This is a genomic window from Erythrobacter sp., from assembly GCF_038133525.1.
GTDB lineage: Bacteria > Pseudomonadota > Alphaproteobacteria > Sphingomonadales > Sphingomonadaceae > Qipengyuania.
Genome location: NZ_JAYPTL010000003.1, coordinates 57748 through 82634, shown reverse-complemented (window position 1 = coordinate 82634; position 24887 = coordinate 57748). Strand labels below are relative to the sequence as shown.

Sequence of the window (24887 nt, the reverse complement as noted above, 5' to 3'; positions counted from 1 at the left end):
GCTCAGCTCCTTTCCGTAGGTTGGGTTGCAGGTGCCTCGCGCATGCGGGCGAGCATTTCGCCAACCTTGGGGCATGCGGCATTCGGATCGGGCGCAACCTCGGCACCGAAGCGGATTTCCTCCTCTTCCCATTGAGCATCGAGTGCTTCCAGATTTGCCGGGTCTTCGACGGGAGGCAGTGCGTTCATAGCCTCTTCGTCCCGCTCGACCTTGGCTATTTCGCAGAGCAATTCGAAGACCGGAGCATAATCCGATTGGCGCTCGGCCAGGCGAGCCGCTATCGCAACCAGCACGACGCCCGGTTCCGCGAGCGCGTCACGCGCGGCGGCTTCGGGCAGGGTCGAGCAATATTCGAGAAACAGCGGCAGGTAATCGGGCAATTCGTTGCCACTGGGTTCCAGCCCGGCAGCGAGATAGCGCTCGCGCAGGTCGACCATTGCCTGCCCACGGTCACGGCTTTCGCCGTGCACATGCTCGAACAGGTGCAGGCTGTGTGCCCGGCCGCGGTCGAACAGGTCGACATAGTTTTCCTGGCAATCGTAAATGTCAGTGGTGGCTAGTCGTTTCAGTAGGGGTGAAACCGCCTTGACCCCCGCAAAAGGAAGAGTGCAGTCGTCCTCCAGCCGTTGGCGGATTTCCCCCGCGACCAATTGCAGGTCCTTGGTCGGGTATTGCAGCAGCAATGAAATCAGGTGAAGCGAGCGCATCAGAATACCTCCGTCGGCGTCTGGAGCTTCTTGCGGGTTTTCGTGGCGAACAGATTGTTCTCGCTAGAACCGCCCGAACAGCCGTTGCCAAAGGAGAAACCGCAGGAGCCGCGCTCCTCGAACATGTCCTCGGCGTCCTCGCGGTGGCCGGTCGGGATGACGAAGCGGTCCTCGTAATCCGCTAGCGCCATCACCTTGTACATTTCTTCGATCTGCGCGCCGGTGAGGCCGACATCGGAAGCAATCGCCTCGTTCTGCACGCCTTCGATCGATTTCGAACGCATGTAACCGCGCATGGCGAGCATCCGTTCGAGGCACACTGCAATTGGCTCCTCGTCTCCCGCTGTCAGCAGGTTGGCGAGATATTTGAGCGGAATGCGAAGCGAACGAATGTCGGGCATGTTGTTATTGACCGAAATTTGCCCCGCATTGGCCGCCGCGCTGATCGGCGAGAGCGGCGGGACGTACCATACCATCGGCAGGGTCCGGTATTCCGGGTGCAGCGGGAAGGCGACCTTCCACTCCATCGCCATCTTCCACACCGGCGAATGCCGCGCAGCTTCCAGCCATGCCTCTGGAACACCGTCCTTGCGAGCCTGTTCGATTACCTCAGGATCGTGGGGGTCGAGGAAGATATCGAGCTGCGCCTGATACAGGTCCTCGACATTTTCTGCGCTGGCAGCTTCCTCGATACGGTCGGCATCGTAGAGCATTACGCCGAGATAGCGGATACGCCCGACGCAGGTCTCCGAGCATACCGTTGGCTGGCCTGCCTCGATGCGCGGGTAGCAGAAGATGCATTTCTCGCTCTTACCGGTCTTCCAGTTGTAATAGATCTTCTTGTAGGGGCAGCCCGAGACGCACATGCGCCAGCCGCGGCAAGCCTCCTGGTCGATCAGGACAATGCCGTCTTCCTCACGCTTGTAGATCGCGCCAGAAGGGCAAGCCGCAACGCATGTGGGGTTGAGGCAGTGTTCGCACAGCCTCGGCAGGTACATCATGAACGTGTTTTCGAACTGTCCGTAGATCTCCTTCTGGACGCCTTCGAAGTTATAGTCCTCGGAGCGCTTCGAGAACTCACCGCCCAGGATCTCCTCCCAGTTGGGGCCCCATTCGATCTTTTCCATCCGCTCGCCAGAAATCAGGCTGCGCGGGCGGGCGGTGGGGAAAGCCTTGCTTTCACCCGCTTTTTGCAGGTGGGCATAGTCGAAGGTGAAGGGTTCGTAATAATCGTCGATCTCGGGCAAATCTGGGTTGGCGAAGATCTTCGCCAAGAGCCGCCATTTGCCGCCCATTTTTGGCCGGATCGATCCGCTGGGGACACGCTCCCAGCCGCCGTTCCAACGCTTCTGGTTCTCCCAATCCTTGGGATAGCCAATACCAGGCTTGGTCTCGACATTGTTGAACCAAGCGTATTCCATGCCTTCGCGGCTGGTCCACACGTTCTTGCACGTCACCGAGCAAGTATGGCAGCCGATGCATTTGTCGAGGTTCAGCACCTTGCCGATCTGTGCGCGGATTTTCATGCTGCGGTCTCCCCTTCAGCGAGGGCTCCTTCGAGCCAGTCGACCTTCGACAGTTTGCGGACGATGACGTATTCGTCGCGGTTCGATCCGACGGTGCCGTAATAGTTGAACCCGTAGGCCAACTGGACATAGCCGCCGATCATGTGGGTGGGCTTGAGCACCGCGCGGGTCACTGAATTGTGGATGCCCCCGCGCTGGCCGGTAAGCGGCGAGCCGGGCACGTTCGTGATCTTCTCCTGCGCATGATACATGAAGAGCGTCCCCTCCTTCATCCGCTGCGACACGACCACCCGGGCCACCAACGCACCGTTCGAATTGAAGGTCTCGACCCAGTCATTATCCACGAGGCCCGCCTTGGCCGCGTCTACTTCGCTCATCCATACGATCGGCCCGCCGCGAGACAGCGTCAGCATCAGCAGATTGTCCGTATAGGTCGAGTGGATGCCCCATTTCTGGTGCGGGGTAATGAAGTTGAGTACCACGTGCGGCACATCTTTCGCCTCCTCCAACATCGGCTTTACCGCCTTGGTATCGATGGGTGGGCGGTAGACGCAGAAGCCTTCGCCGAATGCGCGCATCCACTTGTGATCCTGGTAAAGCTGCTGACGCCCGGTCAGCGTGCGCCAGGGGATCAGTTCATGTACGTTGGTATAGCCGGCATTGTAGCAAACGTGCTCGCTCTCCAGCCCCGACCATGTGGGCGAGGAAATGATCTTCCTCGGTTGTGCCTGGATATCGCGGAAGCGGATCTTTTCCTCTTCCTTGGGCAGCGCCAGATGCGTGTGATCGCGGCCCGTCTTCTTCGACAGATCGCCCCATGCCTTGACTGCCACTTCGCCATTGGTTTCAGGGGCCAGCATGAGAATGACTTCGGCAGCATCGATCGCGGTATCGATCTGAGGCATGCCCTCGGTCGGGCCCTCAGCGAGTACCCGGCCGTTGAGATTGCGCAGGTTCTCAACCTCATGCTCGGTGTTCCAGCCGATCCCCTTACCCCCATTTCCAAGCTTGTCCATCAGCGGACCAAGCGCGGTGAAGCGCTTGTAAAGGTTCGGATAATCCCGCTCGACCACTGCGACATTGGCCATGGTCTGGCCGGGGATTGGCTCCACATCGTCCTTGCCCCAATCGGCTACATCATAGGGCTGCGCGATTTCATTGGGACTGTCGTGCTGGATCGGAGTGAGCACCACGTCATGTTCGACGCCGAGCACCTCGGGCGCGACTTCAGAGAACTTCTTCGCGATCCCCTTATAGATGTCCCAGTCGCTGCGCGATTCCCACACAGGGTCGACCGCTGCCGATAGCGGGTGAATGAAAGGGTGCATGTCCGAGGTGTTGAGGTCGTCCTTCTCATACCAGCTCGCCGTGGGCAGCACGATGTCGGAATAGACACAGGTGGTCGACATGCGAAAATCGAGCGTGACGAGCAGATCGAGCTTTCCCTTGGGCGCATCGTCGTGCCACTTCACTTCCTTCGGCTTCTGCGCGCCGGTCTCGCCCAGATCCTTGCCCTGCACACCGTGAGCGGTGCCGAGAAGGTGCTTGAGGAAGTACTCGTGTCCCTTGCCCGAAGAGCCAAGCAGGTTTGAACGCCAGACGAACATGTTGCGCGGCCAGTTGGCCGGATCGTCGGGATCGAAGCAGGACATTTCGAGCTCGCCGGACTTCAGCGCATCGGCAACGTAATCCCCCACCTCCTTGCCGCTTGCCTTGGCCGCCTTGCCCACTTCGAGCGGATTGGTCTTGAGTTGTGGCGCAGACGGCAACCACCCCATTCGCTCGGCCCGCGCATTGTAGTCGATCAGGCTTGCATCCCAGTCGCCGTCTGGAGCGATCGGAGACAGGATTTCCTTCACATCCAGCGTTTCGTAGCGCCATTGGTCGGTGTGCGCGTAGAAGAAGCTTGTCGAATTCATGTGGCGCGGCGGACGGTTCCAGTCGAGCGCGAACGCGAGTGCAGTCCACCCGGTTTGTGGACGCAGCTTTTCCTGGCCTACATAGTGGGACCAGCCGCCGCCCGACTGACCCACGCAACCGCACATCACCAACAGGTTGATGATGCCACGATAATTCATGTCCATGTGATACCAGTGGTTGAGCCCGGCCCCGAGGATCACCATCGACTTGCCCTTGGTAATCTCGGCATTGGACGCGAACTCGCGCGCCACGGTGATAATGTGATCGGCCGGTACGCCGGTGATCTTCTCCGCCCATGCCGGAGTATAGGGCACCATTTCGTCGTAATCGCGGGCGACATGTTCGCCGCCAAGACCCCGATCGAGGCCGTAATTGGCGCAGAAGAGGTCGAAGACCGTCGCGACGAAGGCCTTGCCGTCCTTCAACTGAAGTTGACGCACCGGTACGCGGCGATTGAGCACGCTGGGGTGATCAGTCCCTTCGAAGTGATCGTGTTCGCGGTTGCCAAAATAGGGGAAGGACACCTCAACCACTTCGTCGTGATTGCCTTCGAGAATGTTGCTCAGACGCAAGACAACGTCGTTCCCGCGCCCATCTTTCTCCTCAAGGTTCCACTTGCCTTCTTCACCCCAGCGGAAGCCTGCCGAACCATTGGGCGCAACCACCTCATCGGTGTTCTCGTCGATGGCAACGGTCTTCCAGTCGGGATTGTTTTGCTCGCCCAGGCCATCGAGGAAATCGGCTGCGCGCAGGAGGTTCTCAGGCACATAGGCACCGTCCTTTTCGACCAGCCGAACCAGCATCGGCATGTCCGAGTATTTGCGGCAATAAGCCTCGAAATATTCGGCCTGCCGGTCGAGGTGATATTCGCGCAGGACAACGTGGCCCATCGCCATCGCCAGCGCCGCATCGGTGCCTTGTTTGGGATTAAGCCAAAGGTCGGCGAATTTGGTCGCCTCGGCATAATCGGGGCTGACCACGGCAACCTTGGTGCCGCGATAGCGCGCTTCGGTCATGAAATGCGCGTCGGGCGTGCGGGTTTGCGGCACGTTCGAGCCCCACATCATCAGGAAGCCCGCATTGTACCAGTCCGCGCTTTCCGGAACGTCTGTCTGCTCGCCCCAGGTCTGCGGAGAGGATGGCGGCAGATCGCAGTACCAGTCATAAAAGCTCATACAGGTACCGCCGAGCAGCGAGAGGTAGCGCGAACCGGCCGCGTAGCTCACCATCGACATCGCCGGGATCGGGCTGAACCCGATTACCCGGTCGGGTCCATAGGTCTTGGCGGTATAGGCATTCGCGGCTGCGATGATTTCATTCACTTCTTCCCAGGTCGAACGTACAAAGCCGCCATGGCCGCGTATCGCGGTGTAGCTCTTGCGCTTGGTCGGATCCTCGACGATTGATGCCCAGGCAGCGACAGGCGTACGCACTAGGCGCGCCTCGCGCCACAGCTTCAGGAGGCGCGATCGAACCATCGGATATTTCAGGCGCTGGGCCGAGTAGATGTACCAGCTGTAGCTCGCGCCGCGCGGGCAGCCGCGCGGTTCGTGATTGGGCAGATCGGGCCGGGTGCGCGGATAGTCTGTCTGCTGGGTTTCCCAGGTGATGATCCCGCCTTTGACGTAGATCTTCCAGCTGCACGATCCCGTACAGTTCACCCCGTGGGTGCTGCGCACAATCTTGTCGTGCTGCCAGCGCTTGCGATAGCCGTCTTCCCAGTCGCGATTTTCATCGGTGATCACACCGTGCCCATCGGAAAAGGCGACTTTCTTCTGGTTGAAGAAGGTCAGGCGGTCGAGAAGCTTGCTCATGCTGTTGCTCCTTTGAGCGGGGCGGTTGACGGGGTCCGGACAGGTGCCTGGCCGCGTTCGATATCGTGCAGCAAGCCGCCGCGGCGGGTGTAGGCCCACCAGGTCAATACCGCGCAGCTGGCGTAGAAGATCAGGAAGCCCCACAGCGCCGGCATCGGAGATCCGGTAGCCGCGATGGCACTGCCAAAGCTCTTTGGGATGAAGAATGCCCCGTAGGCCGCGATGGCCGAGGTAAAGCCGACGATAGCGGCGGATTCTTTCTCCGACTGGCGCAGGCTGTCCTCGCCCGAAAGCTCGGGCATCAGTCGGGGCACCTCCTGCCGCATGATATTGGGGATCATCTGGAAGGTGGAGGCATTGCCGACACCCGTCATGAAGAACATGAAGATGAACATTCCCAGGAAGCCCCACCAGCTGGCAACCTGAAGGAAGTACATCACGCCGAGAACGCCGAGCATCATCGACACGAACACCCAGAAGGTGACCCGCGCCCCGCCCCACTTGTCCGAGACCCAGCCCGTGGCCGCGCGACTGAGCGCACCGACCAGCGGCCCGAGGAAGACAAACTGAAGGACGTTGATGTCGGGGAACTGCTGTTTGGCGAGGAGCGGCAGGCCGGCTGAAAATCCGATGAAGCTGCCGAAAGTGCCGGTGTAGAGCCAGCACATCAACCAGTTGTGCTTGCGCTGGAAGATCACCGACTGTTCGGAAAAGCTCGCTTTCGCATCAGCGATATCGTTCATCCCGAACCATGCTAGCAGGGTGGAGGCCATAATGAACGGCACCCAGATGAAACCTGCATTCTGCAACCACAACTCGCCGCCTTCGGCGGTCTGCTGCGGCCCTCCTCCCAGTGCGCCGAACACCCCCGCGACAATGACGATGGGGACGAGAAACTGCATCACCGAGACGCCAAGATTGCCCAGCCCGGCATTGAGCGCCAGGGCATTCCCCTTCTGCGCCTTCGGAAAGAAGAAGCTGATGTTCGACATGGAAGAAGCAAAGTTGCCGCCGCCAAAGCCACACAGCAGCGCCAGCACCAGAAAGATGATGTAAGGCGTGTCAGGGCTCTGGACGGCATAGCCGATTCCGAAAGCCGGGATCAGCAGCGATGCGGTAGACATGGTGGTCCACAGCCGCCCGCCGAAGATTGGCACCACGAAACTGTAGAATATCCGCAACGTCGCACCGGAAAGTCCAGGCAACGCCGCCAACCAGAAGAGCTGGTCGGTCGTGTAATCAAAACCGATGGACGGCAGCTTTGCGACCACCATCGACCATACCATCCACACGGAGAATGCCAGGAGCAGCGCAGGGATCGAGATATAGAGATTGCGCCGCGCGATCTTCTCGCCTGTCTGCTCCCAGAAATCGGTATCCTCCGGTTTCCACTCGACAAGAACCTTGCTTGGCGTGGCGGCAGCATGCTTTGCTTGGTCGTGCAGCTCCGCCATTTCCGGGAACTCGGGTAGCGAGCGCGTGTCCATTCCACTCGCCTTCTGTTCCATCTGGCGAATGGCGATATGCATCCACGTCAATGCAATACCGACCAGAGCGAACAGGACCATGAAGCAACTGGTCCAGATGCCGGTGAGGTCGCTGACCGCGCCGAAGACGATCGGAAGGACAAAGCCTCCCAGGCCGCCGACCAGACCGACCAGCCCGCCGACCGAACCAACATGTTCAGGGTAATAAACCGGGATATGCTTGTAGACCGCCGCCTTGCCTAGCGACATGAAGAAACCCAGCACGAACACGGTTACCACGAAGGGCACGAGGCTCATCGAGGTCGAAAAAGTGATATCGCCCTTGATGCCGTGAATGATGTAGTCCGTCTGCGGATAGGACAGCATGAACAGGCAAATCAGCGAGACACCAAAGGTCGCATACATGATCTTGCGCGCGCCGTACTTGTCCGACAGCACGCCGCCATAGGCGCGGAACACGCTGGCCGAGAGCGATAAGGTCGCCGCCAGCATGCCAGCCAGTTTCACGTCGATGCCGTAGAGGCCCACCATGTAGTTGGGCAACCACAGTGCCAGTGCCACGAAAGCTCCGAACACGAAGAAATAATACAGCGAGAAGCGCCACACCTGCTCATTGCGCAACGGCTCGAGCTGTTCGAGCAACCCTCGTGCCTTGACACCGCTGACCTTACGGGCCGCGAATTCGGGGTCGTCCTCGGCAAAGACGTAAAACAGCACGGCTACCAGTGCGAGCGCGCCCGCCCACACTTGCGCGACACCTTGCCAGCCGATCGCGACCATGACCCAGGGGGCTAGGAACTTCGTAACAGCAGCACCAACATTGCCCATGCCGAAGAAGCCGAGTGCCGCGCCCTGCTTCTCGAGCGGATAGAATTTCGAGACGTAGGCAACGCCGACCGCAAAACCACCGCCGGCAAGGCCCAATCCGAGCGCCGCCAGCAGCATGACGGCATAGCTTTCGGCGTAGGAAAGCAGGAAAGTCGAAAGCGCCGAGGCAAGCATGGTCACGGGAAACATGATCCGTCCGCCATGCTGATCGGTCCAGACGCCAAGTAAGAGGCGGCTGAGCGATCCGGTCAGGATCGGTGTGCCAACCAGCAGGCCGAACTGGGTATCGCTCAGGCCGAGTTCGGATTTGATCTCGATCCCTGCGATCGCAAAAATCGTCCAAACGGCAAAACAGATCGTGAAAGCGAATGTACTGAGGCCCAGGGCCCGGTTCTGTTCGCTGGTGCTCGAAATCGCCTGGCTCGCCATGGCATGATCCCTCATCAAGTAGTGCGTGACAGCCTTCGACTGCCGACACCCAAACCCATCCTCTTTGACTTTGATCAAACTTCAAACTGCAAGCCGGACAAAATCGCTTCGGCATGACAAGTGCCTTTGGGTGATTTAGAAGACATCAAGTCCTTCCTTGATAAACATCAAGTGGAGCGCTAGTTCTCGCGGCAGAATTCGTGGGAGCTCCGACATCAATGAGAATCGGCGAGAAGCCTGAAATCGCCCGACTTCCGTTGTTTCGCGAGATGGCCGAAAAGCAGCGGGACATCGTGCTCTCCGGCTCCTATTTGCAGGTCTTCCCGCCACAGCTCACCCTCTTCGAGGCAGGACAGGGTGCGGATTTCCTTCACGTTCTTGTCGATGGGCTGGTCGAACTCTTCGTCGAGGGAAACGGGCGCGATACCACGATGCGCATTGTCGAGCCCGTATCGAGCTACATTCTTGCGGCCGCGGTGACCGATATGCCCTATCTGATGTCGGCGCGAACTCTCGCTTCGTCGCGTATTCTGCTGGTCCCAGCCAGCCAGTTGCGCGACGCCATCCGCGAAGACGCTGCCCTGATGCAGGCAACAATGAACGAGCTAGCACTGTGGTCTCGCGATCTTGTCCGTGCGCTCACCGACATGAAAGTGCGCCAATCGGCCGAGCGCCTCGGCAACTACCTGCTGGAATACAGCAACCGTATGGGCAATCGCGAGCAATTCGAGCTTCGTGGCGAGAAGCGCCTGCTTGCATCGCTGCTCGGGATGACGCCGGAAAACCTCTCGAGAGCTTTTAGCACCCTGAAGAACCACGGCGTGGCGCTAGATGGCGCGCAAGTCACAATCGCAAACCGCGAACGCCTGTCCCGGCTTGCTCGGCCCGACCTTGTGCCAACTGACCCGCGCTAAAAAGAAACCTGCACTTGAAGCCAACCCTTGGTGGTGTCGACAGAGAACGCGTCTGCGTCATAGTGCGCAAACTTGGCAAGCAACGTGATGTTGCTGCTGACAGGATACATCGCGAGCAGGTTCCATTCGCGGCCATAGGGCCGATCGACCTCGGTTGCGCCGAAATCGTGCACGATAGCGCGCAGCAACAAGCCCGTGAGTGCAGAACCGTCTCCGAACTTGAAGCCGATGTCGCCATAGAGATCGCGTAGCCCTTCTGGCGGAGTGGCCAGAAACTTGTCCGCCCAGCCATTGAAGGCATGCAGCGTGGCGAGCGGGGTCTGCAGGGCCACAGCTCCGTCGCCTTCAAGCCGTTCAAAGCCTGCGCGGGCGGTAAAGCCACCAACCGCGATGCCGGGTTCGATCAGCAGGTAATCCAGCGAAAAATTCGCTGGATTTGATCCAAGATCGCGCTGGTTGGCGTATTCTGCGGCATACAGGAACTTGACTTTGCCCCCCACAAGCTGCGCACCCGACAACCGCACTCCGAACGTTTGCGAACTGGCCGCAGGCGCATCGGGTATGTCGAGGAAATAGCCATAGGCGGCGACCGTGCCGATCAAGGGGATGGTGTAAGTCGCGTGGACATTGTGAATGTCTGTGTCACGCCAGATCCCTTGCGGCGAATCCGGTCCGAATATGCGATTGACCCGCCAGGAGTGGACATAGTCGATGGCGGCTCCCTCGACCGGCTTCACCGTGATCTGAGCCAAATCGAAGGTCTGGTCGTTCTGCCGCCAGTCGACGGAACCGATCCAGCGCTGATTGTCGAAATTGACCTTCTGGCGCCCGGCAACGGCCTCCAGGGATGCATGGGGCCTCCACCGCACGAAGGCGCGGTTGAGCAGCACATCGGAAGGGTCTGCCACGACCGGGAACAGGGGCTGCCCGCTGACCGTGTCATTGAAGTCTTCAGGCCCGATCCTGACGATTGCCTCACCCTCGACCAGCGCACTCAGCCCGCTCCATTCATCGGTTTCGATCCCCCCCCTGACCCTCAGCGTCGAAGCGGTGGCATCTTCGGGCAAGTTCTCCTGATCGACAATTTCGAGCCGGTATCTGAGATCAAGATAGGGGTCGAAGGGCAGGTCATCACCTGATTGCGCCATTGCCGTTGCAGGCGAGAGACCGGCCAGCAAGCTGGCGACGAGCGAGAGGAGCGGTTTGTTCATAGCCGTCCAGATAGTAGGCTTCGAGCCAAAGTATTTGATCCGCGTCAAAGTCGTGGACCGACAATTCACCCATGGAGCGCGACACAATGATCGACGATTTCACTCTTGCCCGCGTAGTCCATGTAGCGGCGGTTGTCGGATGGATCGGCGGCGTCTGGTTCGTGACCTTTGTCGTCATGCCAGCAATAGCGAGAGCAGAAGCGCCCGCAGACCGACTCCATGCCTTTCACCGGATCGAGCAGGGATTCTCGGTCCAGGCCAAGGTCTGGGTTCTGCTGGCCGGGGCATCCGGCTTCTGGATGACCTGGCGCGGCGAGATGTGGTGGCGGTTTGCCGATCCCGCCTATTGGTGGATGTCCGCTATGTTCGCCTTGTGGCTGGCTTTCTTCCTCATGCTATTCGTGGCCGAGCCGCTGTTTCTCCATCGCCGGATGATCAATTCCCAAACGCCGAAACGTGACTTTCGGTTGATGGTGCTGATGCATCGCATCCTGTCTGCCTTCGCATTGATCACCACTCTTGGTGCGATGGCCGGCGCGCATGGGCTGATCTGAGAAGGACAATTTCGTGAAACCGTCACTCCTTTTGGCAGCGCCCCACCGGATACCCTTCCTGACTGGCTCGCTGGCCTTTGGCGGACTTCTGTTATGGTGGCTGGCACAATTGGCGGCGCTACATTCAGGGCTCTCCGGAATTCCGGCTACCGATATGCCGCCAACGCTGCTGCATGGTCCGAGCATGATCTATCTCGGCCTGGCTCCTTTCATCTTCGGCTTCCTACTCACCGTGTTCCCACGATGGATCGGTCTGCCCGATCTCGCCTTGCGGGAATTCGTCCCTGTCAGTGTTCCCCTTCTAATCGGCACTGTGTCAGTCCTTGTCGCCTTGGCCACCGGATCCGATAGACTTCTTTCGACGGGCTACGGCCTGGTCGCCCTTGGCTGGACCTTCGCGCTTCCGGTGTTGCTTCGTGTGCTTTGGGGCGGATCGAAAGCCGGAAAGCCCGCCTGCTGGCACGCATGGTCGGCGCTTGCGGGTCTGTCATTCGGCCTTCTCGGCCTGTTATCGACGATCGTCTTTCTCGGGTGCGGTTCACCGGAATATCTGGTCTACGCGAACCGCATCGGGATCGGCGGCTTCCTTCTCCCGATTTTCCTGACGATCGCCCACCGCATGGTCCCGTTCTTCGCCGGCAACGTGGTGGAAGGCTATGTCCGCTGGCGCCCCGATTGGCTCATCCTCGCTCTGTGGACCTTGCTCCTTGCCCGGCTGACAGGAGAACTACTCGACGTCGGCTTGCTGGCCATCGTGGCTAACGGCGGGCTTGCGGCGGTGACCGGCGTGATGGTGTGGAGATGGTGGCCACGCAGCAGCGCGCCGGGCTTGTTAAACGCGCTGATCTGGGGTTTCGCCTGGGGCCCCGTGGGCTTCGCACTTACGGCGCTGGATGCCGCAACCCTGGTATTGGGACGCGGCCCAGATCACGCCTTGCTGATCGGATTTGCCGGAAGCCTTCTCGTAGCAATGGTCACCCGCGTGACCCAGGGCCATTCGGGCCGTCCCCTGGCGATGCCCATGGCGGCATGGCTCGCCTTCGCTGCGGTACAAGCAGCCGTTGCGGCCCGGCTATGGGCGGCAATCGAACTGGAATGGGGCACGGCGCTGTTGCTCTCGGTCGGCGTGCTCGTCCTCGGAATGATGCCGTGGCTGCTTCGGAATATCGGCATCTACCTCTCACCAAGAAAAGATGGAAAGGCGGGCTAAGGAGATGGAGGAGGTCCCCCAACTCACACCCGACGAAGCGCTTGAGTTGCTCAAGGAAGGTAATCGCCGGTTTCTCGACGACACGACTTACGAGCCTTCGATGGATCGGATGCGTCGACTCGAACTCGCAGCGGCGCAGCGTCCTTTCGCCGCCTATCTGAGCTGCTCGGATTCGCGGGTACCGCCCGAACTGCTGTTCGAGCGCGGACTTGGTGAACTGTTCATCATTCGCAATGCCGGAAACACCTTATGCACGACTGCGCTCGGCAGCCTCGAGTTCGCGGTGACGAACCTGCAAGTACCCTTGATTGTTGTCATGGGTCACGAGGCTTGCGGTGCGCTGGACGCGGCCGTTTCGCTTGCTCGGGGCAAGGCAAGCTTTAGCGGGAATATCTCGAAGGTCCTTCAATCGTTGCTCCCTGCAGTGCTCGAAACTGATCCGTGGGCAGACCATATTGTCGATGCTGCTGCGGTGAGCAATGTTCGCCGCGTCGTGCGCGAATTGCGCGAGGAAGCATCCCCCGCCCTGCTTGAGCCCCAGCGCACAGGAAAGCTCATGGTCGTCGGTGCCTACTATCACCTCAGCAGCGGCAAGGTGGACTTTCTTGAACCCGAACCGCGAAGTCCAGGTCATTGCCGCTGATGCAGTACGACGTTCGGGAAGGAGGACCTGAAGACATGAGGACCAATCATCCGAGTGCGGCCAGCGACACCCACGAGGTCATCAACCAGCCGCCACCACTGGTCAATTTCAACCGCTTCCTTGCGGATCGAGCGCTTCGCGATGCCGTAGACTTAGCCGACGCAGCTTGCCACTTTGATCGACTCGATCATTTCGGGAACCGCACAGGATCAGAAGAAGTCATCGGATGGGGCGTAGAAGCGAACCGCAATCCACCGGTTCTCGAAACCCATGACCGGTTCGGCAATCGTGTGGACGAGATTCGGTTCCACCCCGCATATCACCAATTGATGGCACTGGGCTTGGATGCGGGAACTGCGGCTGTTGCCTGGGACGGCACCGAGGCCGGGCACACGCTCCATGCTGCTCTCGGCTTCCTCCTCGGCCAGGCCGAGGCGGGGACCGGCTGCCCGATAACAATGACCTACGCCGCTGTCGCGGCCCTTCGCCCTTGTCCTGAAGCCGGGGACGAATGGATCGCGAAGGTCAAGGCGTCGCGGTATGATCCATCGAACCGTCCTGCCGCGGAGAAGGCTGGCGTCACCATTGGCATGGCCATGACCGAGAAACAGGGTGGCTCCGATGTTCGCGCGAACACGACCAGGGCCGTACCAGGCGATGGGGCCTATTGGTTGACCGGTCATAAATGGTTCTGCTCTGCCCCGATGTGCGATGCCTTCCTGACCCTTGCCTATACCGAGGTGGGGCTGACCTGCTTCATGGTCCCCCGCTGGATGCCTGATGGCGAGCGCAACGCCGGATTTCGTATCATGCGGCTCAAGAACAAGCTCGGAGACCGCTCGAACGCATCGTCGGAGATCGAATACCATGCAGCCTATGCAGAGCGGATCGGCGAAGAAGGGAGAGGCGTGCCGACCATCATCCAGATGGTCCAGCATACGCGTTTGGACTGCATCGTCGGCTCAGCGGCGACCATGCGGGCGGCGCTCTCCGAAGCGCTCTGGCACACTCGCCATCGTTCGGCGTTCCAGCGTACTTTGGTGGACCAACCGGCAATGGCAGCTGTACTCGCGGATCTCGCGGTGGAAAGCGAGGCGGCAACAGCGCTTGCGTTCAAGGTTGCCAGTGCATTCGACGCACAAGATCCGCTCGGCAGGCTCCTGACTCCGATAGCCAAGTTCTGGGTCTGCAAGCGTTCACCGGGCATGGTGTATGAGGCGATGGAGTGCCTCGGTGGAGGTGGCTATGTCGAGGATGGCCCGATGCCCCGACTGTTCCGGCAATCTCCCCTCAATGCGATTTGGGAGGGCTCGGGCAATGTCATTGCACTCGACGTCCTTCGCGTCATCGACCGCGAGCCGCAGGCGGTAGACGCGTTGCGGGAATGGCTGGTCAGCGCGCGAGGTCGCTTTTCGGTCTACGATGGCTGGGTCGAGGCACTGGATTTCGCAAATAGCAGCGAAGCCCACGCGCGTTATTATGTTGAGCGACTGGCGCTCGGGGCACAGGCAGCGGCCCTGGTAATAGGCGAAAGCCCCGTCGCCGAGGCATTCTGTCGCCTGCGACTGGCACGACCGGCATCGATTTACGGAAGTTCGGACGCAGTCGTCGACACGCGCGGGATTATCGAGCGGGCAATGCCTTCGTACTGATTGGGGGAACTGGCGCACCCGTGGCTAGCTCCACTCCTGTTGAGCGATCTCTCATAGCTCCCGTGGCCGACGGCCGAGGGTCGATCGCAGACCTCTGCCGAGTCGCGGAAAATTCTTGTCGCCTTGATTTCGATCAAGGGAATCTCTTCATATTGTGGTTATGGATACTCCAACCCACAAGATATTGGGACGCAGCAGGTGGTCTGCTGCTTGAAGATCGAAGGGAGATCAGGGGTCATGGCAGCGAAATCGGAGGGTTTGGCTCTGGAGAGTTCGCCTGCGGGTGAAAGCACTTTCCATCCGCATGTAACAGGCCTGCTATCACGCGAGCGAGGCAGCAGCATCGACTGCACAGAAACCGTGGGTGAGTATATCTCCGGAGCCGACTGGCGAATCAAGGCGAATGCCAATGTCGGTTATTCGCATGCTGGCCTCATCAGCAACGTCGCAGGGAAGGTCATCGCCAATTTCTGGCTCGACCGGATCTATGCCCCTGAAGAAGGGTTGGCACATCGACGCGGCGACATTCACATCCATGATCTCGATTGCCTGACCGGTTACTGCGCGGGATGGTCCCTTCGCGCGCTACTAAACGATGGCTTCAACGGAGTAGCAGGCCGCGTTTCCTCGCGCCCACCGCGGCACTTTCGCGAGGCGCTGGGCCAGATGAGCAATTTTCTCGGCATCTTGCAGTCCGAATGGGCCGGAGCGCAGGCATTTTCGAGCTTCGACACCTACCTGGCGCCCTATGTCTTCTACGACAACCTGGACTTCGCCGAGGTCAAGAAGGCGATCAGGCAGTTCGTCTATAACCTCAATGTTCCTGCGCGCTGGGGTCAATCCCCGTTCACGAATATCACTCTCGATATTGTCGTTCCCGAAGATCTGCGGGCTCTTTATCCGACCTACCGCGACGAACACCTCTTCAAGGCCATCGATGCCCCGGTTCTGTTCGCGCGGGCCCAGGCGCGGGACATGGGATTGCGCGACCTGGAGGATATGACGTTCGCGCATTTTGCTCCCGAGATGGAACTGATCAACCTAGCCTACTATGAGGTGATGACCGAGGGCGATGCTACGGGCCAGCCCTTCACCTTCCCGATCCCCACCGTAAATATTACCGACGACTTTGACTGGGACAGCAAGGTCGCGACCGCGATCTTCGAGAACGCGGCCAAGGTGGGCTCATCCTATTTCCAGAACTTCATCGGCAGCCAGTACATTCGCGACCCGGCCACGGGCGAGCGCCGCCCCAACCCGGAGGCCTATTCGCCTGGCGCGGTGCGTTCGATGTGCTGTCGACTGCAGCTTGACCTGCGGGAGCTGTTGAAGCGCGGCAACGGCCTGTTCGGATCGGCGGAAATGACGGGATCGCTGGGTGTTGTGACAATCAACATGGCCGCGCTCGGCTATCGCTTCAAAGGTGACCTACCGGGCCTGATGGGCGAGCTCGATCGGCTGATGGAGATTGCCAGATCGACGCTCGAGAAGAAGCGCGCCTTCGTCCAGCAGATGTACGATCGCGGACTTTACCCCTTCACGTCACGCTACCTGCCATTCCTTCGCAACCATTTCTCGACCATCGGCGTCAATGGCATGAACGAGATGGTCCGGAACTTCACCGGGGATGCGTCCGACCTGACCCGGCATGACGGAGTCGAACTAGCGCTCGGCATCCTTGATCATATGCGTACGAAGCTGGTCACTTACCAGGAGCAGACCGGGAACCTCTACAATCTGGAGGCGACCCCGGCAGAGGGCACGACTTACCGCTTCGCCAAGGAAGACCGGAAACGGTTTCCAGACATCATCCAGGCCGGGAATGGCGACAACATCTATTATACCAATTCATCCCAGATTCCCGTCGACTACACCGACGATCCTTTCGAAGCGCTCGAATTGCAGGACGACCTGCAGTGCAAGTATACGGGCGGAACGGTGCTGCATCTCTACATGAGCGAGAAGTTATCGAGCGCCGGCGCGGCGCGAGATTTTCTGAGGAAGGTACTTACCAATTTTCGCTTACCCTATGTCACCCTGACTCCGGTCTTCTCGGTCTGCGACACGCATGGCTATCTGGACGGGGAACAACCTGAATGCCCCTCCTGCGGGGAAAAGACCAAGGTCTGGACTCGGGTGATGGGGTATTTCCGGCCTGTCGACAGCTTCAACAAGGGCAAGCAGGGCGAGCACCGCCAACGACGTCACTTTACCGAGACGTCGGCAATGGTTGGCAACCTCTTCCCTCCCCAGCATTGACATGGACCTTGCGGCTTCTCTGAAGAAAAGGGCACGACACGGGCAAGACAGTGCCGCGTCACCGTTTCATGCGCTCACCCCCTTCACGATGCTCGACTTTCCCGAACGAACCGCGTGCATTGTCTGGGTGGCCGGCTGCAATATGCGCTGCGGATACTGCCAAAACCCCCAAATCGTGCTTGGAAAGGGCTCCCTCGGCGAAGCGGCAGTCCTTGCGTTTCTAGAGCGGCGGCAAGGCCTGCTGGATGGAGTCGTATTGTCCGGCGGTGAAGCCACCACCTGGCCGGGGTTGCATGCTTTCGCCCGGCGCGTGGCCGGGATGGGATTCGCATTGAAGCTCGACACCAACGGCCTGCGCCCGGATGTGATAGCATTGTTGCTGGCGGAGGGACTCATCGACCGGGTAGCACTCGACTACAAGGCGCCACGGCATAGATTCCGTGGGGTAACAGGTACCACAGCATGGGACCGTTTTTCCTCGACGCTCGACTTGCTGGGCTCACAAGAGAAGGTTCCCTTCGAGGTTCGAACCACAGTCCATGCAGACTTGCTCCGCCGCGACGATCTGCTCGAGATCGCGCGCGATCTCGTTCATCGCGGCTACCGTGGCCCCTGGGCCTTGCAGCACGCCCTTGCCGGCCCGGATCGCCCGACGCTGGGGCATCTTCGTATCAACCCGACGGAAGTCGATATCGCGTGGCTCGCCCAACGCAGCCCGCTCGACATCGTGACCCGGTAGTTTCACTGCCAAGCCAGGACATCGTATATGGCCAAGCCTGTCCTCATCGTCGGCGCCGGTCCGGCCGGACTCGCTCTCGCTATCGGTTTGGCAAGGGTAGATGTTCCAGTCACCCTGATTGAACGCATGCTGGAAGAGGAACTCGCCGATCCTGCATTCGATGGGCGCGAGATTGCGCTTACGCATTCGTCGATCGCGGCGCTCAAACGCCTTGGAGCATGGCAGAACATCCCTTCCGGGAGAATTTACCCCCTGGCCTCGGCACGCGTGCTCAACGGAAAGTCCCCACTCGCACTGACCTTGGGACCGCCGCGCTTCAAGGCGCAACCCCTTGGCATGCTCGTATCCAACTGCGATATTCGCCGGGCCTTGTTCGAAACCGCTCGCAAACTACCGGCGATCGAACTTCTTGCTGGCCGAGCAACCCGATCGACAACGACGGGAAAGAGCGAGGCAAGAATAGAACTCGACGACGGCGACACTTGCGCGGGATCCTTGCTGGTCGCGGCCGATTCACGCTTTTCGGAACTACGTGCACAGCTGGGGATTGCGGCAAGCATGAATCGGCTTGGCAAATCGATGTTGGTGGGCCGGGTCGCGATCGAACGGCATCATGGCAGCATCGCAACCGAATGGTTCGACAATGGGCAGACATTGGCCCTGCTCCCGCTAGGCAGCCACGAGGCCTCGGTTGTGGTCACGCTGCGCGATAGCGAGGCGCAACGTCTCGCTGCCATGGACGACTGCAACCTGGCGGAAGAACTGACCCGGAGGTTCGCCAGGCGCTTCGGGGAAATGCGGCCGCTGACACGGCTCCACCTTTACCCACTAACGACAAGCTATGCCCGACACTTCGTGGCGCCAAGGGCTGTCCTTGTCGGTGATGCCGCAGTGGGAATGCATCCTGTCACGGCGCACGGCTTCAATCTGGGATTGGCGGGTACCGAGCGACTGACCCGTCTTGTGACCAGTGGTTTCGGCAGCTCTGGAGACCCCGGCAACTTCCGCGTCCTACGGCGCTTTGAAGCCGGCCACAGGCTGGCGACCTGGCCGCTGTACGCCGCCACCAATGCAATCGTTGGACTCTATACGGACGATCGCCCGACCGGGCGTCTTGCACGCAATGCCGGCTTGCTTGCTTCCGGATTCCCTCCGGTACGCAGCGCTGTAACGCGCATTCTCATGCGAAGCCGGGCGTAGATATGGCGCTGCGCCCCAGCGACGCCGGGCAAGTGAAGCAAAGCTGGATGATCCCCGCAGCCCGTGCGGCCATACCCGACACGCGCGCTGGAGGAGGAGGGGCAAGTCGGCCGGAGAAACCTTTTGAGCCGGTTACCAGGAGCTCCATCCTGGCGGACCAAGCCTGATTGCGCCTGTACTAGCGAACTATCGCACGGCGATAACCTGCAGCCCGGGCATCGGCTTCGGTACAAAAATACTCTTCGGCGCGGGTCGCATCGTAATAAGGCATTCCCGGAAGGTGGTAGATCCACTCGCCTTTCCGATTGCGGTTCCCCTTGATCAGGCATTGTGCATCGCGTTCCCACCTCCGCACAGGTCCGGCCTGCCGCTGGTGTGGCACGCGGTTCGCGGACGAAGGAGCTTCGCGGGTTTCCTGCGCTGACCGGAAATCTTCCGGCGGCTGGAAGGTCCATTGCCAAAGGCCGGTCCGCAATGCCCGGGCACGCGTCTCGGCAGGGACGTAAACGTCACTGTAGTTTCGATAGGCAGTTGCCCAGCCGGCTTCGACCATCGCCAGTCCCAGATCGAGATTCCCGATCCGGCAGACAGCGACCATACGGCCGAAACTGTCGGTCGACTTCCCGGAGCAGCTGACCTGGGAGCTGCCGATCATCGCCTGGAGCTGCGCCTTCGCCATTTCCCCGCAAGCGACAACTGTTTCTCCATCGTAACAGTTCTGGGCGAGTTCCGGCGCATCGATACCAAAGAGCCGGACGCGAATGCCCGATACCGAAAGCGAGTCCCCGTCGGCTACGCTGGCCGGACCGCTTACACCCCTCAAAATCGAATTTGCGATCCTGATGGCCCTGCAGCTGATCGCGCTCGCCAGCCTCGTCTATGTCCTGTTCGGCCCTGCCCCGATTGCAGCCCACCCAGGTGGCCTGGCGGCCGATGGCTGCCACAACGATCGCAAGAACGGGGGACGTCACTGCCATCGCGGACCCAATGCGGGCCAGTCGGTCTCCCCCCCGAGCAACGGCGAAGTGTATTATCCCAATTGTGCCGCCGCCCGGGCGGCAGGCGCAGCGCCCGTCCGCCGAGGCGAGCCAGGCTATGCGAGCCATCTCGACCGCGATGGGGACGGGATCGGCTGCGAGGGTTAGTCATTGTGGTTCGGTACTGCCCACCTTCGAGCGCCCACGAATGGCCCAGATCCTTATTGACCACCGCCGACACGGGGCCAGCTTACACCTTCTTCTTCTTGCCTGCCCGCTGTACCGGCTTCCTTCCGAGGCCGAACCTCCTGGCGAGATCCTTGCGGGTTTCACTGTAGGCGGAAGCTGTCATTGGATAATCGAAAGGCAGGCTCCAGCGTTGACGATAAGCAGCGGGACTGAGTTCGTGTTCCACCGAAAGGTGGCGCTTGAGCGTTTTCAGCTTCCTGCCGCAGTCAAGGCAAACAAGATGATCCTTCTTCACGGAAGCCCGAACAGACACAGCCGGATCTGCACGGCCTTCAGGACGAGTTGCCGCATCTCCCAGGCCCGAGAGAGCCGCGTGAACACTCGATATCAGATTCGAAACGTCCTCAAGGGCGACGCGATTATTGCTAAGGTGGGCCGCGACGATGTCAGCTGTCAGGACGATCAGGGTCTCCGCATTCTCTCGAAAACTGTCCATCTTCAGCCCCCTCCCGCGCCGAACTCGTGCAAAAAGGCGCGAGTATCATCGCCCAGCTAGTTTGCCCTGGAAGCAAGTTCAAGCAACGAGCTTGGATGCGATGCCTTGGCAGTAGTGGGGTCGTGTGGCTCTCGACTTAATCGTCGAAATCTACAGCCGGGTTTCACCCTCTGGGTAGCCACAACACATGAGGAAGAGCACCATACCCAGCGTGATTGGGCTGCCTTCGGCGCGTTCTCACAAAAACCTAGTGCTGTCCAAATCGAATGGCCTCAAGTGGAGAGAAGGGACAAACCGAGATTTACGTATTCCCACTTATTATTGGTAAGGCCAATCTTCTTGGTAAAAACCTATCAAATCCATATGGAAACGCTTGCCGTCGACTATGCTGCTGACAGATCGCGCAGGAAGGAAGCCCGTACGAACACGTTCGTGATGGGGACCATCCTGACCGATGCGATGTCCGCCCCGGTTCGAATTCGCAATCTGTCGCCTGGCGGCGCCTTGGTCGCTGGACCCGATCTACCTCATTCAGGAGAGCGCTGCCGGATAAGGCGAGGCAGCCTATCCGTAACGGGGAAGATATTGCGCCGCAGTGGGGACGAAGCTGGATTGCGGTTCGAACGCAGCATCGATGTTCAGAACTGGCTTGCGGCAGGCCACGCACGCCAGGGCGAAGTGGACCGCGTCGTTCAGGAAGCAAAGCATCGATATCCCGTCGCCGATACGCACCACCGAATGACCTTGGGGACAACGCCCGCCGCCACGACACGCGACGGCCTGCTCGACATAGCCGACCAGCTCGACCGGCTGGCGGATAGCCTCAGCGAGGATGAACGCATTGTCGCCGAGTTCCTCGACCGGCTGCAAATCCTCGATATCGTCTCGCAGCGCCTGCGCGCACTCGCCTAGGCCTCGATCCGCTCTGACGCTGGAAGAGCTTCTCAGCGTGCCAACGATCAAAGGAACGGCCGGTAGCCCACGGTCGAGCTTACGGTCTCAATCGCGTGTAACCTTGCCGCCGACACCACCGTGTAGATTCGTGGGTCTGTAGTCGGCACGCGCTTTGAGCCGAGCCTTCACTGACGGGTGCAACTCATCGTCCGAAGCGACCGTGCGGCGCTCGCCAAGCGGCCAGTAGACGCCCCATCCATGCCGCCGGGTCTCGCGCAGTTTCGCGAGCTTCGGCAGCACTTCGAGCGGCCACCAGGCCCATGAGAGCGAGTTGTGCTGGTCGGCCGCGGCGTCGGGCGGCGTATAGCGATGCTCGCTGCCCTTGCGGGGCCGCCCTCTCACCAGGTGATTGAACATAGCGGTGTTGATCGAGAGGCCCGCCAGCTTCGCCTCCTCCACCATCCAGATCAGCGGGTACTTCGAGAGCGCGCTTTCCTCCTCGCGGTAGCCACCACCGACATCGGAGTGGACACCGGAAAACCACAGTTCGCACGCATCCTGGTCCGGCGGCGCGCTCCTGGAGAAGGGATTGGCGACAAACTTCTGTCCGGGAGCCCAGCGACTTAGCCTGAACATGCGGCGGCGCTCATCGATCGCCATGGCATGCCGGAAAATGCGTACCGAAGGGTTGGCCACGGTATAGGGGAGGGTCTCCAAACTCGGGATGAGGCGATCCTTGCGCGGCACGATAACCGAGCTCACCGTATCCCACACGCCTACGAAGTGGATCGTCGCGCGCCGCGCGGCACTTACGCGTGCGAAGTGCCAGGCGATCGGCAGATCGTCCTCTTCCGAGGCCTTCTTGTAAGCCACCAGCGCATAGCCGCACAGGTTGAGCTGGTCGGGCCTCAACAAACCCACCATGTGGATGAACCCGGCGAGCACGCGGGCGGTCCAGGCTCCGCGGCTGAACCCGAAAAGCCAGATGCGGTCGCCTTCGTTCCAGCTGCGGCAGAGCCAGCCATAGGCCTCGAGCACATTGGCATCGAGGCCGTAACCGGTCATGAGACCGAAGACTTTCGACGCGTTCTGGCGCAGGCGCCGCCAGCGGCTGGGCTTGCCGATCGTGCCGACACCGGGGTTGTAGAACACCCGTTGCTCCTCGGTCTTCGCAGCGATCCGGAACAGCTTGAGGACATTGGACAGGTTGCGGCCTAGTTCATTGCCGGTTCCGTCGAGCATGACCACGAGGTCCCTGCCCGGCGCCTTGCGCGACGCGCCCCTGACTTTCGCCTGTCGGGTTTCAGTTGGCATCGTCGGGCACCTCGAGCTCCTGGCCAGCCGTCACACTGCCATAGGCGAAGACCTGTACGACGCTGCCGTCCGGCGACACCAGCTCGATTCGGTCGCCGTTGTTGTTGAGTGCCATCGGGGCACCGTGTCGCTTCAATGTCGCGCTCGCATCGACACCGAGACTCACGAGAGGATCGAGCATCCAGACATTGCCGGCAAGGTCGCGCACCTGCCAGCCGACAAGGGACACCGCGGCATCTCCCAGGTTGCTGAATGTGATCTGCTCATTGTCCAGGTCCTCGCCCACCGGGTCGGGGATCATCGCCGTCATCCGGACCCGCGCAAGGGACGCGGCTTCACCATGCATATGCGCCGGCTCGAACCAGATGGGTGCCGTCCAGACGACATCGTCGTCGGGATGCTCGTCATCGTCGGCGGCTTCGTCGCCGAACTGGGTTATGCGCAGGAAAACATACTCCCCCACTGCTTCCAGGCGTACCCCTTCGAGCGCGAATGGTGTGGGTTGGTTGCCGGTAATTTCAAACCGTTCGACCGGGCGGCTCGCGGGCGGCCCGCCCGCGGCATCGCGAAAGACATCGACGACATAGCCGGCATCGGGCTCGTCCTCGTCGAGGAGCTGGATCGTCAGCGGCAGTTCCGCACCGATTGCGGGTGGGTCGACAACATCGCCCATCAGCGCGGGACCCGAACGGAAGATAACCCTGAGGTTGCGATCCTCGCTGGCATAGGCATGGCGCGCGCGAAGAGCATTGAGGATACCCCGGCGCGAGAAGTCGGATGCCACTACGCCAACGCGTGCCTCGGTCGAAGGTCCCCAGTTTTCATAGTGGTTGTCCTGGCCGACGCTGGGCGCGACATGGAAACCAAGATTCAGGTACTGGCGATATTCGGATGCATGATCGTGGGTGCGCTGCCCTGTCCCGGGCCTCAAGGCAGGGGCATTGAACACCTCGATCAAGGAGACTCGCGGCCCCAGGGCCTGCAACCAGGCAAGTTCGCTGCCGCCCGAGAAATCGTCGCGCCCATAGTCCCTCGCCGCACGCTTGCCACCGCGGGGATGGTTGAACTGCACCAGCGGAAAATCGCCTGCGCCATCGGGATTCGTTTCCAGCCATTCGACCAGGAGGTCGAAGCGGCCGTTGGCGACATCGATCACCTGAGACACGTCGAAAATGTTGACGTGGTTGCCCTGGCTGATCGTCGAGAACTCCTGCCCGTAAATCGCGATGCAGTCACCAGGTTCGTCCATGCGGTCCGCGGCGCTCACCAGCGAAGCAGGGTCGCCCGAATAGAGTTGCGGCGAGGTCGCGATCATCACCCCGTCGCGCCGGTCGCCCTTGCCATCGGCGGCGGCATGGTTGTGCTCGGTTACGGCAAAGAAATCGAGGCCGGTCTCGCAGGCCATGCGATAGGCGTCTTCGGGAAGCCCGCTGCCGTCGCTATAGGAGGTATGCGCGTGGAGGTTCCCGAAGCGAATCTCGTCGAGCTGGGCCAGGGCCGGCACGGAAAATGTCAGCGAGGCAAATGCAAGGGCAGCGCGCATAATCGATCCCCCGAGTCGATTGAGGCGTCAAGCATAGCGCGAGTATCCGATTATTTCACGCTGCCGGATAACACTAGGGGCGATTGCGTAAGGTCTGAGTGGAACTCCAATCCGGCTGAGTAATACTGAAGACGAGTACCTCAACGGGATTTTTATCTAGGCCCCGACTATTCCCGGACCCTCCATGAGTCGAAGCAATTGCCGTGCGGATCGACCGGGCCCTTCCAAACAGCCACGGGGCAAACGGTCGAGGCCGGATCGAAGGATGCGACAAAGGGCGTGTAACCTTGCGGCAATCGAGAGCGAACAGGCTTTATCGGCGCCTCTCGAAGGGACTTGGCCGATGGGGCACAGATGAGGCTACCGCTGTGGCAGCCTAGC

19 protein-coding genes are annotated in these 24887 nt (G+C 60.4%); 10 read left to right on the top strand and 9 right to left on the bottom strand.

Annotated elements, in window-relative coordinates; genetic code table 11:
- Positions 1-2: 2 nt before the first annotated feature.
- The 4 genes from narJ to AAFM29_RS01590 are packed head-to-tail and all read right to left on the bottom strand — an operon-like array spanning position 3 to position 8711.
- The gene (gene narJ / locus AAFM29_RS01605) at positions 3-707 is read right to left on the bottom strand and encodes a nitrate reductase molybdenum cofactor assembly chaperone (protein WP_341711068.1); all 705 of its coding nucleotides are present in this window, start codon (positions 705-707) and stop codon (positions 3-5) included.
- Entirely contained in the window at positions 707-2233 is a 1527-nt protein-coding gene (gene narH / locus AAFM29_RS01600; RefSeq protein ID WP_341711067.1) for a nitrate reductase subunit beta, read from the bottom strand. Before narH ends, narJ begins: the two co-directional genes overlap by 1 nt.
- Complete coding sequence (locus AAFM29_RS01595) at positions 2230-5967, bottom strand: nitrate reductase subunit alpha (RefSeq protein WP_341711066.1); 3738 nt, start codon at positions 5965-5967, stop codon at positions 2230-2232. The genes narH and AAFM29_RS01595 overlap by 4 nt, the downstream gene beginning before the upstream one ends.
- Complete coding sequence (locus AAFM29_RS01590; protein ID WP_341711065.1) at positions 5964-8711, bottom strand: MFS transporter; 2748 nt, start codon at positions 8709-8711, stop codon at positions 5964-5966. Before AAFM29_RS01590 ends, AAFM29_RS01595 begins: the two co-directional genes overlap by 4 nt.
- Before the next feature lie 218 nt (positions 8712-8929).
- Here AAFM29_RS01590 and AAFM29_RS01585 point away from each other — a divergent pair, with 218 nt between their 5' ends.
- Entirely contained in the window at positions 8930-9625 is a 696-nt protein-coding gene (locus tag AAFM29_RS01585) for a helix-turn-helix domain-containing protein (protein ID WP_341711064.1), read from the top strand.
- Here AAFM29_RS01585 and AAFM29_RS01580 read toward each other — a convergent pair.
- Positions 9622-10836: an alginate export family protein gene (locus AAFM29_RS01580; protein WP_341711063.1), complete on the bottom strand. Its 1215-nt coding sequence runs from the start codon at positions 10834-10836 to the stop codon at positions 9622-9624. The genes AAFM29_RS01585 and AAFM29_RS01580 overlap by 4 nt on opposite strands.
- 89 nt (positions 10837-10925) lie before the next feature.
- Here AAFM29_RS01580 and AAFM29_RS01575 point away from each other — a divergent pair, with 89 nt between their 5' ends.
- The 7 genes from AAFM29_RS01575 to ubiM all read left to right on the top strand — a co-directional run bounded on the left by AAFM29_RS01575 (position 10926) and on the right by ubiM (position 19093).
- The gene (locus tag AAFM29_RS01575; RefSeq protein ID WP_341711085.1) at positions 10926-11390 is read left to right on the top strand and encodes a hypothetical protein; all 465 of its coding nucleotides are present in this window, start codon (positions 10926-10928) and stop codon (positions 11388-11390) included.
- A 13-nt stretch (positions 11391-11403) separates the two neighbouring features.
- On the top strand, positions 11404-12600 hold the full coding sequence (locus AAFM29_RS01570) for an NnrS family protein (protein ID WP_341711062.1): 1197 nt from the start codon (positions 11404-11406) through the stop codon (positions 12598-12600).
- Between the two features lie 4 nt (positions 12601-12604).
- Positions 12605-13243 carry a carbonic anhydrase gene (locus AAFM29_RS01565; protein ID WP_341711061.1) on the top strand — a complete coding sequence of 213 codons (639 nt, stop codon included), beginning with the start codon at positions 12605-12607 and terminating at the stop codon, positions 13241-13243.
- Between the two features lie 35 nt (positions 13244-13278).
- On the top strand, positions 13279-14895 hold the full coding sequence (locus AAFM29_RS01560) for an acyl-CoA dehydrogenase family protein (protein WP_341711060.1): 1617 nt from the start codon (positions 13279-13281) through the stop codon (positions 14893-14895).
- Positions 14896-15132: 237 nt separating this feature from the next.
- The gene (locus AAFM29_RS01555) at positions 15133-17154 is read left to right on the top strand and encodes a ribonucleoside triphosphate reductase (RefSeq protein WP_341711059.1); all 2022 of its coding nucleotides are present in this window, start codon (positions 15133-15135) and stop codon (positions 17152-17154) included.
- A 1-nt stretch (position 17155) separates the two neighbouring features.
- A complete protein-coding gene (locus AAFM29_RS01550) occupies positions 17156-17893 on the top strand; it encodes an anaerobic ribonucleoside-triphosphate reductase activating protein (RefSeq protein ID WP_341711058.1) in 738 nt (245 codons plus the stop codon).
- 27 nt (positions 17894-17920) lie between these two features.
- On the top strand, positions 17921-19093 hold the full coding sequence (gene ubiM / locus AAFM29_RS01545) for a 5-demethoxyubiquinol-8 5-hydroxylase UbiM (RefSeq protein ID WP_341711057.1): 1173 nt from the start codon (positions 17921-17923) through the stop codon (positions 19091-19093).
- A gap of 178 nt (positions 19094-19271) precedes the next feature.
- Here ubiM and AAFM29_RS01540 read toward each other — a convergent pair whose 3' ends face one another.
- Positions 19272-19916: a thermonuclease family protein gene (locus tag AAFM29_RS01540; protein ID WP_341711056.1), complete on the bottom strand. Its 645-nt coding sequence runs from the start codon at positions 19914-19916 to the stop codon at positions 19272-19274.
- Between AAFM29_RS01540 and AAFM29_RS01535 the strand changes: the two genes are divergently transcribed.
- Positions 19855-20238: an excalibur calcium-binding domain-containing protein gene (locus tag AAFM29_RS01535; protein ID WP_341711055.1), complete on the top strand. Its 384-nt coding sequence runs from the start codon at positions 19855-19857 to the stop codon at positions 20236-20238. The genes AAFM29_RS01540 and AAFM29_RS01535 overlap by 62 nt on opposite strands.
- A gap of 82 nt (positions 20239-20320) precedes the next feature.
- Here AAFM29_RS01535 and AAFM29_RS01530 read toward each other — a convergent pair whose 3' ends face one another.
- Positions 20321-20755 (bottom strand): MucR family transcriptional regulator, encoded by a 435-nt coding sequence (locus tag AAFM29_RS01530; RefSeq protein ID WP_341711054.1) that lies wholly within the window; start codon positions 20753-20755, stop codon positions 20321-20323.
- Between the two features lie 363 nt (positions 20756-21118).
- Between AAFM29_RS01530 and AAFM29_RS01525 the strand changes: the two genes are divergently transcribed.
- Positions 21119-21667, top strand: coding sequence for a PilZ domain-containing protein (locus AAFM29_RS01525; RefSeq protein WP_341711053.1), 549 nt, complete (start codon positions 21119-21121; stop codon positions 21665-21667).
- Positions 21668-21754: 87 nt separating this feature from the next.
- Here AAFM29_RS01525 and AAFM29_RS01520 read toward each other — a convergent pair whose 3' ends face one another.
- The gene (locus AAFM29_RS01520) at positions 21755-22963 is read right to left on the bottom strand and encodes a DUF2235 domain-containing protein (RefSeq protein WP_341711052.1); all 1209 of its coding nucleotides are present in this window, start codon (positions 22961-22963) and stop codon (positions 21755-21757) included.
- A complete protein-coding gene (locus tag AAFM29_RS01515) occupies positions 22953-24506 on the bottom strand; it encodes a CehA/McbA family metallohydrolase (protein ID WP_341711051.1) in 1554 nt (517 codons plus the stop codon). The genes AAFM29_RS01520 and AAFM29_RS01515 overlap by 11 nt, the downstream gene beginning before the upstream one ends.
- Positions 24507-24887 lie beyond the last annotated feature (381 nt).